This is a genomic window from Ponticaulis sp. (assembly GCF_029210165.1).
GTDB lineage: Bacteria > Pseudomonadota > Alphaproteobacteria > Caulobacterales > Hyphomonadaceae > Ponticaulis.
The window spans coordinates 2,003,183-2,017,478 of record NZ_JARGNT010000001.1; the positions used below are offsets into that span (position 1 = coordinate 2,003,183).

The 14,296-nt window shown below is 56.5% G+C and carries 13 protein-coding genes; 8 read left to right on the forward strand and 5 right to left on the reverse strand.

What is annotated here, in order from left to right; translation table 11 throughout:
* Positions 1-93: 93 nt before the first annotated feature.
* Entirely contained in the window at positions 94-1,839 is a 1,746-nt protein-coding gene (locus P1U45_RS09790; protein WP_301058887.1) for a cation:proton antiporter, read from the reverse strand.
* Positions 1,840-2,068: 229 nt separating this feature from the next.
* On the opposite strand from P1U45_RS09790, the gene P1U45_RS09795 reads away from it, so the two are divergent.
* Together P1U45_RS09795 and P1U45_RS09800 are read left to right on the forward strand one after the other, a co-directional pair.
* Entirely contained in the window at positions 2,069-2,710 is a 642-nt protein-coding gene (locus tag P1U45_RS09795) for a MarC family protein (protein ID WP_293609524.1), read from the forward strand.
* Between the two features lie 152 nt (positions 2,711-2,862).
* Complete coding sequence (locus tag P1U45_RS09800; protein ID WP_301058888.1) at positions 2,863-3,798, forward strand: hypothetical protein; 936 nt, start codon at positions 2,863-2,865, stop codon at positions 3,796-3,798.
* Positions 3,799-3,876: 78 nt separating this feature from the next.
* Here the strand turns inward: P1U45_RS09800 and pseB are convergent, their stop codons facing one another.
* Complete coding sequence (pseB, locus tag P1U45_RS09805) at positions 3,877-4,992, reverse strand: UDP-N-acetylglucosamine 4,6-dehydratase (inverting) (RefSeq protein WP_301058889.1); 1,116 nt, start codon at positions 4,990-4,992, stop codon at positions 3,877-3,879.
* A gap of 101 nt (positions 4,993-5,093) precedes the next feature.
* On the opposite strand from pseB, the gene P1U45_RS09810 reads away from it, so the two are divergent.
* From P1U45_RS09810 to P1U45_RS09830, 5 genes are read left to right on the forward strand one after another with little or no spacing between them, the layout of a single operon-like run.
* A complete protein-coding gene (locus P1U45_RS09810; RefSeq protein ID WP_301058890.1) occupies positions 5,094-5,966 on the forward strand; it encodes a glycosyltransferase family 2 protein in 873 nt (290 codons plus the stop codon).
* Complete coding sequence (locus P1U45_RS09815; RefSeq protein ID WP_301058891.1) at positions 5,963-6,745, forward strand: glycosyltransferase family protein; 783 nt, start codon at positions 5,963-5,965, stop codon at positions 6,743-6,745. The genes P1U45_RS09810 and P1U45_RS09815 overlap by 4 nt, the downstream gene beginning before the upstream one ends.
* Positions 6,745-7,635 carry a sugar nucleotide-binding protein gene (locus P1U45_RS09820; protein ID WP_301058893.1) on the forward strand — a complete coding sequence of 297 codons (891 nt, stop codon included), beginning with the start codon at positions 6,745-6,747 and terminating at the stop codon, positions 7,633-7,635. The genes P1U45_RS09815 and P1U45_RS09820 overlap by 1 nt, the downstream gene beginning before the upstream one ends.
* Positions 7,587-8,663, forward strand: a complete 1,077-nt coding sequence (locus P1U45_RS09825) for an N-acetylneuraminate synthase family protein (protein ID WP_301058894.1) — start codon at positions 7,587-7,589, stop codon at positions 8,661-8,663. Before P1U45_RS09820 ends, P1U45_RS09825 begins: the two co-directional genes overlap by 49 nt.
* Positions 8,663-9,190, forward strand: a complete 528-nt coding sequence (locus P1U45_RS09830; RefSeq protein ID WP_301058896.1) for a GNAT family protein — start codon at positions 8,663-8,665, stop codon at positions 9,188-9,190. The genes P1U45_RS09825 and P1U45_RS09830 overlap by 1 nt, the downstream gene beginning before the upstream one ends.
* Here P1U45_RS09830 and P1U45_RS09835 read toward each other — a convergent pair.
* Positions 9,187-10,470 (reverse strand): hypothetical protein, encoded by a 1,284-nt coding sequence (locus P1U45_RS09835; RefSeq protein ID WP_301058897.1) that lies wholly within the window; start codon positions 10,468-10,470, stop codon positions 9,187-9,189. The genes P1U45_RS09830 and P1U45_RS09835 overlap by 4 nt on opposite strands.
* 68 nt (positions 10,471-10,538) lie before the next feature.
* Between P1U45_RS09835 and P1U45_RS09840 the strand changes: the two genes are divergently transcribed.
* The gene (locus P1U45_RS09840; RefSeq protein WP_301058898.1) at positions 10,539-13,292 is read left to right on the forward strand and encodes a hypothetical protein; all 2,754 of its coding nucleotides are present in this window, start codon (positions 10,539-10,541) and stop codon (positions 13,290-13,292) included.
* Here P1U45_RS09840 and P1U45_RS09845 read toward each other — a convergent pair whose 3' ends face one another.
* Positions 13,293-13,841: an rRNA large subunit pseudouridine synthase E gene (locus P1U45_RS09845; RefSeq protein WP_301058899.1), complete on the reverse strand. Its 549-nt coding sequence runs from the start codon at positions 13,839-13,841 to the stop codon at positions 13,293-13,295.
* 20 nt (positions 13,842-13,861) lie between these two features.
* The gene (locus P1U45_RS09850; RefSeq protein WP_293609534.1) at positions 13,862-14,167 is read right to left on the reverse strand and encodes a hypothetical protein; all 306 of its coding nucleotides are present in this window, start codon (positions 14,165-14,167) and stop codon (positions 13,862-13,864) included.
* Positions 14,168-14,296: the final 129 nt, after the last annotated feature.

Here is a 14,296-nt window from a genome sequence, read left to right on the forward strand (position 1 = left end):
CATCTGACATCTTTTCAGCGATTATGGATCTGGTCTTCCCTAGTCGCTTTACTTGGGTCCGGAGTATTTCTCCGGACCCATTTTTCTTTTAAATCAAGCGTCTTCGCTCGACTTGGTATGGTAGGCTTCTTCGCGTTCTGTCGCCAGAAGCGCGCGCACGGTTTCATACTCATAGCCGAAACTACGCAGCGCATTACCAGACAACTGCAGACCTGTTTCAACAACTTCCGGAACGACATAGTTCGCGCCAGCGCGCTCTAATTCTGTGGCGTGGAGCGCGTCGTGGGCCCGGGCGAGAATTGGAATATCAGGACGAACCGCGCGAACGGACCGCACCAGCATCTCTGTGATTTGCGGATTATCGACGGTGATGATGAAGACAGATGCCCCTTCCAGACCGACCGAATGGAGAAGTTCTGGCCGCGATGCATCGCCCAGATAGGCGCGATATCCAGCCTCGCGCGCGTTAGAAACGAGCCGCGCATTCATATCCAGCGCAACGACATCGGCAGACTCCTGAGAGAGGATCCGCGCCACAACCTCGCCGACGCGACCAAAACCGGCGAGCAGGACGTGGCCCTGATGATCGGAAAAGTCTTGAACTTCCTCGGCGACTGGTGCGTCCTCTGGCAGTGTCTTTCTGGCGAGGTACTGTCCGATCTTCGACATGACGGGAATGCATAGCATGGAAAGGCCGGCGACTGCGGTGAGCGGCGCGGCGATGTCTGATGGCAAAATGCCGGTCGCTGATGCGGTTGCGACCACGACGAATGCAAACTCACCGGCAGGGGCCAGCAGGAATGCGCTCTCAATTGCGACAGCGTTATCTTTGTTCAAAATCCGTACGGCACCATATGCTGCAACAAGTTTTACGCTTATCAGGATGACCAGACCGAGCACGATCGTCAGCGGTTGCGAGACGATGGCGGGCAGGTCGAGCCCCATGCCGACTGTCATGAAGAACAGGCCGAGCAGTATGCCTTTGAATGGCTCCAGATCGACCTCTGTCTGGTGTTTGAACTCTGTCTCACCAAGCAGAAGGCCAGCCAGAAACGCGCCCAGCGCCAATGAAAGGCCCGCGCTTGCGGTAATAGCTGCTGCCCCGACAACTGTCAGCAGCGTCAGCGCCATAAGGAAATCACGCCCACCGGCAATCGCGACCATTTTGAACAGGCGTCGCAGCACGAATTTGCCGATGAAGAAGATCACGGCGATGGCGATAACGCCCTGCACAAACGCTTGTAGAAGCACGGATGTCAGGTTCGCGCCTTCTTCAATGTTCAAAAGGCCAACAAAGATCAGAATTGGCGCAACCAGAATGTCTTGAAAGAGCAGCACGCCGAAGCTGGTCCGGCCGACAGGTTTTGCCGCAATCTTCTCCTCGACCAGAACCTGCATCACGATGGCGGTGGAGGAGAGGGCGAGCGCCAGACCACAGACAATTGCGACGCTCGGGTCAGGGATGATGAGCCAGAACGCAATCGCCGCGAGCGAGAGCGCGCTGACGGAGGCTTGCATGCCGCCAACGCCGAACACGGTTTTCTTCAGCGCCCAAAGCTTTTCGAACGAGAATTCCAGCCCCAGAAGAAACAGAAGGAAGAGCACGCCAAGTTCTGCAAAGGGGGCGGCGGCTTCGGGTTCGGATATCGAAATATATTCCAGAACGGGCCAATGCTCGGCCAGCATGCCGACGCCGAACGGACCCAGCGCGAGACCGGATACCATGAAGCCGATGACTGCAGGCAGCTTCAGAAAACGGAAGAAGGGAACGGCCACGCCTGCAGCGAACAGGAACACCATTGCGTCCTTGATCAGGATTTCTTCGCCTGCCGTTGCCATAGCTCAATCACCCCCTGAATCGCCGATGTCTATCGTCTAACAGCTTTGTGGCGCGGTGAAGAGGTGGCGGACTTAAAAGAGTGCTGCGATATACTTTCGCATTATTTTGCTCCAGAAATGCAGGTGAGCCGCTTTATTCGTGCTCAAGCTGTTCGATGCAGTGAAAAGTTCAATTCAGATATGCAAATTTAGCGCTTGAACTTTGCCGCTAAAGGCGTACAGGGGCCTCATGTCTCAGGATCTTATCTCTCTTTTCTCGGCAAGTTTTGTCACCTTCTTCGTGCTTGTGGATGCGCTGGGCGTTGCGCCCGTGTTTGCGTCCATGACTGCGCCAGGCGGACCGGCGTATTCGCGCAAAATGGCTATCAAGTCGGTTATTGTCGCGACCATTATCGTGTTTGCATTTGCTTTCGGCGGCTCATGGCTGCTGGAGAAGATGCATATCTCTATCGATGCGTTCCGTGCGGCGGGTGGCTTGCTGCTCTTTCTGATCGCGCTCGACATGGTCTTCGAGAAGCGTACCGAGCGCCGTGAACACCGCGCAGAGGCGCATATGGCCGAACACGAAGACCTGGACGATATCTCTGTCTTTCCGCTTGGTATTCCAATGCTCGCGGGTCCGGGCACGATCGCGACGGCGATGCTCTATATGAGCAACTCTGACAGCATTGCGCAGCAGGGTGTGGTTCTTGCCGCATTTGCTTTGAACATGCTGGTCTGCCTCGTCATGTTCCTGCTTGCTGGTCCGCTCGTTCGCATGATGGGTGACAGCGTTGCAGGTGGTCTGACCCGTATCCTCGGCGTTATTCTGGCGGCTCTGTCTGTTCAGCTGCTGATCGACGGCATCAAAGGCGCGTTCAATCTGGGGTGATCTCACCCCGGATGTCGGATTCTGTTGCACACGAACGTGTGAGGCAGAGTTGAACTGGTAGTCGCCTGATTATCTCCCACATAACCCGCTCAGGTAGGGGCATGGACGAGGCTGTTCGGGCAGAACGGCCGTAGATTGTGGGAACGGGAATCTTGAAATTTTTGAAATGGACCGGCGCAGTGCTGGTTGTAGCTGCAGTGTCGCTTGTCGGCCTGCTTTATGCCTATGTCAGCTGGATCCCTCGCGGACCGGAGCTGACTGACCCTGTACAAACGCCTGAAGGTACATCCAGTTTTGTGATGACAGCATATGAGACATCGGACAGGCGGACCATTCGGGTCTGGACGCATCGGCCGGAGGGCTGGACGCCAGCAGATCCGGTGCTGATTGTGATGCACGGCATGGGCCGCAATGCTGACGATTATCTGGATGCCTGGGCTGAAACAGCTGATACACAGGGCATACTCGTCATCGCGCCGGAATTTGAAAACCGGTTTTCGCGCTATGTCACGGCGGACTATCAGGAGGGCAATGTCCGAAACGTTTTCGGGGCGCTGAACCCTGAAAGCGAATGGGCCTTCACTGTTATCGAGAACATTGTCGACGAGCTGAATGCTCGCAATGACTGGGCGATTTCAGAATATGATATGTTCGGGCACTCTGCGGGCTCTCAGTTTATTCAGCGTATGGTGATGATGAAACCTGGGGCGCGTATCCGTCATGCGATCGCGGCGAATGCAGGTACGTACACTTTTCCTGATGACGACGCGCCGTACCCGTATGGCCTTCAGAATATGCCATTCTCTGCGGCTGAGGCATACGCAACTGAGCTGACTATTCTGCTCGGTGAGAACGACAATACCGCTGATCAGGGGTTTCTGGAGCAGACGGACCGCGCCATGGCGCAAGGCAATTTCCGATTAGACCGCGGACAGAACCTGTTTGCTGCCGCGCAGGCGAACGCTGAGGCGCGGAATGTACCGTTCGCATGGCAGGTTCAGATCGTCCCTGGCGTCGGGCACAATTATCGTGCCATGTCGGATGCGGCGTCAGAGCTATTGGCGACGTTGAACAATAATCCAGAGTGACGCCGACTTAATCTGGTCTGAAACAAAAATGCCGCCTCCATCTGGAAGCGGCATTTTTTGAATTTCGTGTCAGGCGCTTTAGCCGGCTTTGCTGACGCCCGATGTCGGTGCGAGTGGAAGCTCGCCCATTTCAGGGAAGGCCGCCTGCAGCATGCCCAGAAGGCCGCGTGCATCCATGCGCTCCGGGTTGCGGTTAGACGCATAATAGAAACCATCTTCCATCTGGCTTGCGCCGCGTTCCAGCCATTTTGCCATCAGCTTCTCATCGAGCGCTGGCAGAATTGCAAAACGGTCAGGGATTTCGATGGTCGAACGACCATCATCTTCGGCAACCATAGTTTCGTGCAGCTTCTCGCCCGGACGAATACCGATGACTTTGTGCGGCAGGTGCGGGGCGACAGACTTTGCTAGTTCAACCACTGTCGTAGACGGGATTTTCGGAACGAAGATTTCGCCGCCTTCCATCAGTTCGAGGCTGGACAGCACGAAGTTCACGCCTTGCTCCAGCGTGATCCAGAAGCGTGTCATGCGCTCGTCTGTGATTGGCAGATGATCTGCACCTTCTGCGACCAGCTTTTTGAAGAACGGAACGACAGAACCACGAGAGCCAACCACATTGCCATAGCGCACAACCGAGAAGCGACAGCCATTGCGACCGGAGAGGTTATTGGCCGCTGCAAAAATCTTGTCGGAGGCCAGCTTAGTCGCACCATAAAGGTTAATTGGGCTGGCCGCTTTATCGGTGGAGAGCGCCACAACCTTCTGAACACCGGCGCGGATGCAGGCATTCACAACGTTCTCTGCGCCCATAATATTGGTTTTAACGCATTCCATCGGGTTGTATTCAGCGATCGGAACATGCTTCAGCGCGGCGGCGTGAATGACGAAATCAATGTCGCGCATCGCCATTTCGAGGCGGGCCTGATCGCGAACATCGCCGATAAAGTACCGCAGAAACTCGTGTTTCTGCATCGGAAACTCCTGAGCCATCTCGTATTGCTTCAACTCATCGCGAGAGAAGATAACAAGACGGCGCGGTGTCCAGTTGTCGGTGATGATCTTGACGAGCTTCTTGCCGAAAGAGCCGGTACCCCCTGTAATCAGGATAGATTTTCCATTGAGATCAGGAAACGGCGTACGGAAATCGCGTGTGATCGCCTGAAGATCAAGGTCGGAAGCTGCTGCGATACTCATGGTCTGAACCCCTTCAATTTGGTTCAAATTTGTTCTTTCGGTTAAAGATATGCGTGCTTTGCTTTACCAATCCTTAGCGCCTGAAATGTTTAACTACGCGCATGACACGCGCGCCTGTTTCTGTTGTGCTCTGTGCACGCAACGAAGCGAGCCGGATTGAGAAATCGATCCGGGCCATTGAGGCGTGCCAGCCGGATGAGCTGATTGTCGTGGATGGTGGTTCGACAGATGACACTGTCGCGATTGCCGAACGTCTCGGCGCGAAGGTGATCCGCTCTGGCGGACGCGGCCTCGCGCCCGACCGTCAGCTCGGGGCCGACAATGCCACATATGATCTCATCGCCTTCATTGATGCCGACCACCGCCCTGCGCCAGATGCGCTCGTTTCGCTCCAGCGAGACATGGAAGAGTTTGAGCTTGATGTGGTTCAGGCCGGTGTCGGTATTGAAGACAACGGTTTCTGGAACCGTGCCGAGCATGACGCTATGGCCGTGTTCCAGCATCAACCCGGTCCACGCTCGCTAATGATCGGCGTTGCGCCAACGCTCTACCGCAAAGAGGTTTTGCAGGCGGTTCGCTTTGATGAGGTCAACAAGGATCAGTCCGATGATGCGGACCTCTTCAAGCGTATCGTCGATACGGGCCGGTTCACATTCGGGGTAGGGCGCACCATTGTGCCGCAATATCACCACCCTGAATTCTCCGATTATATGGGCAAGTTCCGCTGGTATGGGCGCCGCGATGCAGAGTTCATCCGTACCCATCCGGACCGTGCCCATTCCATGTATTTTCACCTGTTCGTTCGCTACCCGATCTGGCGACCGATCAAATCTGTTTTCACCGGCCGTCCACGCGCTGCGATCTATTTCTGGGTCTGCGGGCTGACGCGTCTTGGTGTCGTGATCTCGAAGCGTATGCAGGCCCTGTTCTCACGGCCTCAGACGCAACCTTCAGAATCCGGAGATGCAGCATGACGCTTGCGGTTATCGTTCAGGCCCGCATGGGCTCTTCCCGTTGCCCGGGCAAAGTGATGATGGATCTTGGCGGCGAGCCATTCCTGAAACGCTGCCTTGATCGCTGCGACCAGATACCGGGTGCGGATATGGTCGTCGTTGCTGTGCCTGATCTGACGCAGGACGATCCCGTCGCTGAAGCTGCCGAAAGCTGGGGCTATAAAGTCGTGCGCGGTCCTGAAAAGGATGTTCTGGCTCGTTATGCGCTGGCGGCACGTGAGGTGATTGCAACCGCCGTTATGCGTGTGACCTCGGATTGTCCGCTCATTGATCCGGAAATCTGCGGCGAGACGATCCGGTTCTGGAAAGAGACGCAGGCAGACTATGGCTGCAACAATATGCCTCCGGGCTTCCCGCACGGGCTGGACTGCGAAGTCTTCCATGCTGGCCATCTGCACGCGGCCAACCATCTGGCTGAAGACCCGTATGAGCGTGAACACGTCACGCCATGGATACGTAACCATCCAAACCTGACACACGCATCTATCAAAGGCCCGAAAGGCGGCATGGAACGCCTGCGCTGGACGCTCGACTATGACGAAGACGTCGAAATGTTTCGCGCGCTTTACGCAGCGATGGGCGAGGACGCTCCGTTTGCGCGTGCTGCTGACTATCTGGCGATGTGCATGCGCCGACCGGACATCCCTGCCATCAACGATATGCGTATTGATCCGGCGCGACTGGCCGCCGAACAGGAAGCGGACGTGTCTGGCGCAAGTCAGACATCGCTTGCCGCGTAATGAGCGTTCTGGTTCTCGGCGCGACCGGCCTTCTGGGCACGGAAGTGATGGCGGTGCTGCAGGAGCGCGGCATTCGCGCACTCGGCGCTGCCCGTTCGGGCGCTGACCTCCAGATTGATGTAACAAACCAGATGGGGCTGTTTCGTCTGCTCTGTCAGACGGACGCTACGGCCGTGATCAACTGCGTTGCGAATGTGAATCTTGCTGCCTGCGAAGCCGATCAGGAAATGTCCTATCGTGTGAATGCTGCGCCTGTGGCTGTGCTGGCGGCGTGGAGCCAGCAGACCGAAGGCCGTCTCATTCACGTCTCAACCGATCAGTTCTTCCGTGGCGAGCCACGTGAAAAGCATGATGAGGCAGCGTCCGTTCATATGATCAATGCGTATGGCGCATCCAAATTCACAGCCGAGACCATGGCGCATGAAGCACCGAACAGTCTCGTTGTGCGCACCAATATTTGCGGCGCGAAAAAGGGCTTTGGTCGCTGGGCAATCGACAGCCTGACACAGCGCACGCCTATTGGTGCCTTCACTGACTATTTCACCTCCACCATGCATGTGCGCGCTTGCGCTGAAGGGCTGGTGGACCTGATGGCGACGGGCGAGACCGGCGTGACAAATCTGGCATCGCGTGATGTCAGCTCTAAAGAAGAATTCATGCAGGCGCTCGCCGCTGAGCTTGGCATCAATCCGGACTGGATGGTGCAGAGTTCCGCGCGCGATATGACGCCGGAACGCGCGCTCTCCTGCGGTCTGGATGTCGCGCGGGCCGAGGCCGTTCTGGGCCGCGCCATGCCAACCCTTTCGGACACTGTCCGTTCACTCGTTCACGAGGATGCACAATGCGTTACGACCACGAATTCAGCATCGGCGACCGTAAGATCGGCCTGAACGAGCCGACTTATTTCATCGCTGACATTGCAAGCTCGCACGATGGAGAGCTGTCCCGCGCCAAAGACCTGATCTGGCTGGCGAAGGAAGCTGGTGCCGATTGCGCGAAGTTCCAGCACTTTCTGGCGCGTGACATCGTCTCTGATGAGGGCTTTCGCTCGCTTGGCGGGCAGATGGCGCATCAGGCAGCATGGAAGCAGTCTGTCTATGACATCTTCGAGAAGTATCAGACTCCGCGCGACTGGACGGACGAGCTCGTTGCAGAGAGTAAAAAGGCAGAGATCGATTTCATGACGACGCCTTATGATCTGGCGGCGATTGATCTGGTCGATAAGCATTTGAAAGCCTGGAAAATCGGTTCTGGTGATATTGGCTGGAACCAGTTCATTGAAGAGGTGTGTTCGCGCGGAAAACCTGTCTTCCTTGCGACAGGCGCAGCAGACATGGAAGATGTCGAGCGGGCGGTCGATGCGGCGCTCACGAAAACCCGCGAGCTCTGCCTTATGCAGTGCAATACCAACTACACGGGAAGCCTTGAGAACTTTGCAAATGTGAACCTCAACGTGCTTCGCGCCTTTGCACTGAAGTATCCGGGCATGCCGCTTGGTCTGTCTGATCACACGCCAGGACACGCTGCTGTACTTGGTGCTGTGACGCTTGGCGCTTGTGCAGTCGAGAAACACTTCACCGACGACAATAACCGCGATGGTCCTGACCATCCGTTCTCCATGAACCCGCAAAGCTGGCGCGATATGGTCGACCGCACGCGCGAACTTGAACTGGCGCTGGGCGACGGCGTCAAACGCATTGAGGCGAATGAGCATGACAGCGCGGTTGTGCAGCGTCGTTGCTTGCGTGCAACGCGCGATCTGGCGGCAGGTGAAACAATCACAGATGCTGATCTGGTGGCGCTGCGTCCGCGCCCTGAAGGCTCCGTTGAGCCGTTCGAGCAGGATCTGGTTGTTGGCCAGCCGCTGACGGCCGCTGTGAAAAAGGGCGATGCCCTGATGTGGGAGCACGTGGGCTGATGCTGACAGGTGAAATCACCGGCCTTCGCGCCATTGAAGAGAGCGATCTGGAACAGCTCCTGGCCTGGCGGAACGATCCGCGCATGCGCCGCTTCTTCCGCGAATATCGCGAGCTGAACATGAGCCAGCAAAAGAGCTGGTTTGATGCCAAGGTGAACAATGATCCGGCGACACGCATGTTCGCTATCGTGGACCTTGAAACCAAAGAGCTGATGGGTGCTGCAGGGCTTTGCTATATTGATGGTATCAATCGCAATGCAGACTTCTCTATCTATCTCGGGATCGATGATCTCTACATTGATGAGGATTATGCGCCGGATGCGGGCCGTGTGCTGCTCCGCTACGGGTTTGAAGAACTGAATCTTCACAAGGTCTGGGCCGAGATTTATTCAATCGACAAGCCTAAGCAGCAGCTATTCTATGAGCTGGGCTTTACGCGTGAAGGCGTGCACCGCGAAACACATTGGACGGAAGGCCAATGGGTGGACAGCCTGTTCTACGGCCTGCTTGCGAAAGACTTCCCCTAGTACGGGCTCGACTTCGGGATGTGAAAGCTGCGGGTGAATGTGCTGAGCGCAATCAGGCCCATGAGCAGGCTTAGAACGATGAAGCCCGCAATCAGCGATATCAGCTTCATGGACCAGTCCATGACCGTTGTCGCTGCGTTGAGTGCATCTTCGCCATAGTGCTTGGCGAGCGCGATTGCGCGGTCACCACCTGCCTGTGAAATGAGCTCGGCGCGTTTCAGATCGCTCTGTGATGAGATCGTTTCAATCAGCATAAGCGCATCGACCGTTGCGCGACCTTCGGTCAGCGCCGCCAAACGTTCCAGATCACTGAGGAAGATACGCAGACGTGGCTGGTCCACTGAATTTGCGAAGGCGGCAAAGATGGCGTCAGTCTGGATCAGAAGATTGGAATTGGAGGCGAATGCGGCCTCAAGGTTAGCTCGAAGCGTGTCTTCCGGCATGGCGCGTTCCAGATGATCGCGCAGTGTGCGCTCGAAGTCGGGCGCCAGCCTGTCTGCACGGATCGCGGTTTTCAGAAGCGATGCGCCTTCAAAGAAGCGGCTGTCGAGCTCCAACTCATCCAGAAGGCCATCGCGGGCGATTAGGCCAAGGCCGGAGATGGAGAGTGCAAACACGTCGGTTCGGTCACCGCGTATCCAGCCGGCGCTCTGGAAAGCGAGGTCACGCGCATCGCCAAGCACGAAGAACTCAGGTTCAGGGGCTTCGCTCGTCTCGCCCTCGATCAGGGCTTCAGATTGCAGACCCTCTGCTTCTGTTTCTGGTGTCGCTTCGGCTTCAGTTCCCGTAGCCTCAGCAGGTGGGGCGGGTGTCATGTCCATCACAGGCGGCGCGACGGCGCGCTCATAGCGGGCGCGGACATCATCAGGCAGGAAAAGCTTAGCCGCTGTCAAAAGCCGGTCATCATGCTGCCCGGTGCTCTCCGTCGATGCTGCAGCACTTACAGCAGCCGCGTCTTGTCGGTTAAGCATATACGGGGCCGAAAGCAGGAAACCGCGCGCGCTGGTAATATCTCCCTGACGGACTTCTGCGTCGATCAGCTCTGCCCAATATTGTCTGTTGCTTTCGTGGCCCGGGATGAGGTCTGCGAACATACGTCCCATACGGTCCTGCGTCGCCGTAATAGCCTCAGAAGTCGGCTCATATTCGGCACCGCGGGCGTTGCGTGTTTCCTGAATAATCAGGAAGACAACAATGCCGCTGATGATCAGTAAAATGTTGAAAATCAGGGCGGAAATCCATCCGAATGATCTTTGCGAATTTCGACTGCGTGAACGCATGGAATGGTTTCCGGATTCTACCGATTTACTGAGACCTATTAGTACTTTCGTTAGGTCGATGACGGATAATGATCAAGTCTCGCCTGCGCGTCGCAGGTGTTTTGTCGCTGAAAGATGGCGAAACGATGGAACCGATTAATTTCGATTTTTCTCCGCTTGCGGGGTACTACAACGCGAAGATTAATCTCAGCCTTGCATCCGCACAGGCTCGCTCTGTCTCGTCTGCTCAAGCGTCGGAAGAAACAGCAACATCCAGCAGTGATCTGCCATGGCGCCAGGAAGTTGACCCTGATGACGCGTTGCGCAAAGCGCTGGGCGCAGCCTCTTTCCTTCCCGATAGCGTAGCGCGTGATGCACGCGATGAACGCGGCGACGTACCGAAAATTTTTGCAGCATACTCTGCGCTGGCTAGCATTACGGCGATTGCGCAGGCTGCCAAAGAAGACCGCCTTCCGGTCGGCCAGGAAAGCCGGGCCCAGAAAAGAATGCTGGAAGGCATTCTGGAAGTTAAGAACTTCCTTGCCAGCGTCGATATCCAGAAGACCATTCTGATCGCCGGACAGCGTCTGTCTGCGGCGCAGAGTGAAGCGGCGATCACGCGCTCCTCTTACGAGTACAACACCAAGGTCCTGCACTCTGGCGAGTATGACGCTGAGGTCGCTGCGTTCACCGGCGACAAAGTGTTCACAGTCACGGCCAAGAAGATCAACACGACCGCGTCTGTGACGATTGATCTTGCCGAGATGGAAGCCACGACGGGCAAGACAGTCCGTAATCTCGACAACGTCGCCGAGTTCATCAATTTCAAGCTCGAAGAAGCTGGCATTCGCAGCACGTTCGTCCGTGAAAAGATCGGTACGAAAGACGAGAATGGCGTCATTCAAGGCGATGATTTCGGCTTCAAGATTAAAGGTGTTTCTACCGAGACGCTGAGCTTTTCTGCAGCTGACGCTGCGCCTGCCGCCATCATGGTTGGTCAGTCCGGCATGGGCGATAATGGCGGCGGCCAGCTTTCTGTCTGGACAGGAATCGACGGTGGCGCACCGGTTATGACGAACGCTGCGCGCCTCGGCGAAGATGGCAAAGAAACAAGTATTGCCGCTACGGCGGTTCATCCTGATGGTGGATATGTCGTTGTTGGCACGACTGAAGGCGTGATCGGCGAGAGCGGTATTCGCGGTGAAGAAGACACCTTCATGGCGCGTTATGACAGCCAGGGGCAGATGGTTTGGTCGCGTACGCTCGGCGCTGCGACGTCTGCTGAAGGTCTGGCGCTCGCTGTATCCGATGATGGCAAGATCGCTATTACGGGCAAGACATCCGACGAGCTGATCACGAATGCAATCGGCGGCGGCGATGACACCTTCGTCACCATGTATGATGCTGATGGTATCGAGCAGTGGACGCGACAGCGCGGTAGCACATACGATGATCAGGGCAATTCGATTGCTTTCGCGGCAGACGGTTCGCTCGTCATTGGTGGTACAACAGCTGGCAGCATGACCGAAGACCTGCTCACGGGTGGCAAAGATGCGTTCATTGAGAAGCTGGACGCTGACGGCAACCAGCTCTGGCTGCGCCAGTTCGGCACGACCGAGAATGACTCCGTGAAAGAAGTGAAGGTCGCAGATGATGGCTCCGTCATCGTCGCGAGCATCGAAAACGGTGAAGCCATTCTGCGCAGCTATGCGGGTGGCACAGACGATCCAACCGACTGGACATACTCTCTTGGTAATCTCAATGGCGGCGATATCGGCGCGCTCGAGATTGCAGACGATGGCACAATCTATCTTGGCGGTTCGACGCGTACGACAGGAACCGATGCAACCGGGTTTACCACGGGCACACAATCGGACCGTGATGGGTTTGTTGCAAGCATCAGCGTTAATGGCGGCGGCGTGGTCAGCACGAACTGGCTACAACGTATTGGCGGAGCTGACTATCAGTCTGTTGAAGGGCTGAAAGTTTCCGGTAGCGAAGTGATTATCGCAGGCACCGGCGAAGGTGAGTTCGGTACAGCGACCTCTGATAAAGACCAGTCTGCCTTCCTCAGCTCGCTGTCTGTCGCAGACGGTACGCAGGGCTGGTCGTCCAGCCTGTCAGGCCGCGGCGGCATTTCGTCTGCCAGCGATGTGGTGCTCTCTGACAGTTTCTCCAACACCCTCGACGCGTTCGGTCTGCCGGATGGCGATATGATTCTGGCTGATACAGCGGCCGTGACGGACCGCCTGTCTATTCGTCCGGGCGACCATTTCTACGTCTCCGTAGATGGTGGACGGGATAAGAAGATTACAGTCGAGCAAGGCGATAATCTGCGGTCTCTGACATTCAAGCTGAATGCCGCGCTTGTGCTTGACGGCAAAGCCGATGTTCGCCGTAGCAATGGTTCGCAGTCGCTCAAGATCACACCGAATGAAGGTGTCCAGATCGAGCTGAAATACGGCGCGGAAGGCCGTGATGCGCTCGCTGCGCTTGGCCTGCCAACCGGCGTCATCATGGAAAAACCGATCCCGGGCCGCGATTCTGTCAGCGACAGCCCCGAAATCGTCGCGCTTGGTTTGCTGGACAATCTGAACTTCGACACCAAAGAATCCCGCGACGATGCATTTGATGTGCTTGAAGGCGCGCTTCGTGGTCTGCGTACAGCCTATCGTTGGGCGGTTGATGACCCGACGCTACTGTCGCTTCGGAACAATGATCAGGGGCCGGGCCGGAATTCGGGCGGCGCACCGCCTGCCTATCTCACAGCGCAGATTGCCAATCTTCAGGCTGGCCTTCAGCGCCTGACGGCTGGTGGTGGCGGAGTGAACTTCTTCGCCTGATCAGGCGTCGCGCCACGCGCCGGATGCTAATCCGTCAATGCTCCAGCTTCCAACCGAATAGCGTATGAGCCGTAAGGTCGGGTGGCCGACTGCTGCTGTCATGCGCCGTACCTGACGGTTTCTGCCTTCCGTGATTGAAAGCTCGATCCAGCTGTCTGGCACGCTTTTGCGGACACGTATTGGCGGGTCGCGGTCCCATAGCTCTGCTGGTGTATCCATCGCGCGCACGATGGCCGGGCGTGTCAGCCCGTCTTTCAGCTCAACGCCGTTTTTCAGGGCAGACAGGGCGGCTTCATCCGGCACGCCCTCAACCTGAATCCAATAGGTTTTGGGCTGTTTGAATTTCGGACTTGCGATTCTGTTCTGGAGCTTGCCGTCATTTGTCAGAACGAGCAGACCTTCACTGTCGCGGTCCAGACGACCGGCTGCATAGACGCCGGGAACGCCCACAAAATCGGAGAGCGTTTTACGATCACTGCCCTCCGTTCCCTTATCGGTGAACTGGGACAGCACATTGAATGGCTTGTTGAACAGAATAGTGCGCGACATGGCGCCCTTGTAACGCGGCTTTACAGACTTGCAAAAAGATCCGGCGTTTTGACATCGCGCGCGTTGCGAATGTCCTCGCCGACATAGAAGCACGGATGCTTGAGAGACTGTAGGCCGCCACGCGCTTCATAGTGCGACCAGCCGCCATTAGGCATTTTAGCAGAACGGACTTTCGCGCCACACATCGGGCAGTCATGAAGCCATGTTTTGGAGCCGTGAGAGGTGAGGGCGGTTTCGCGCACCATCCAGCTGCCGGGAATACGTGTGTATGCGCCGGATTTGAGTTTCCGGTCGTGAGCTTTGCGATAAATCAGCTGCACCGTCATGCCTTTCATCTCAGGTCATGGAGTCTCGCCTGATATACTTAATGAAAACTTGGCAAACGGGCCTTAGGCCAAATCCGTAGCGAGCTTTTTTATCGAACAGCGGTGTAGGCGGGAAAGTGCGAATACGTA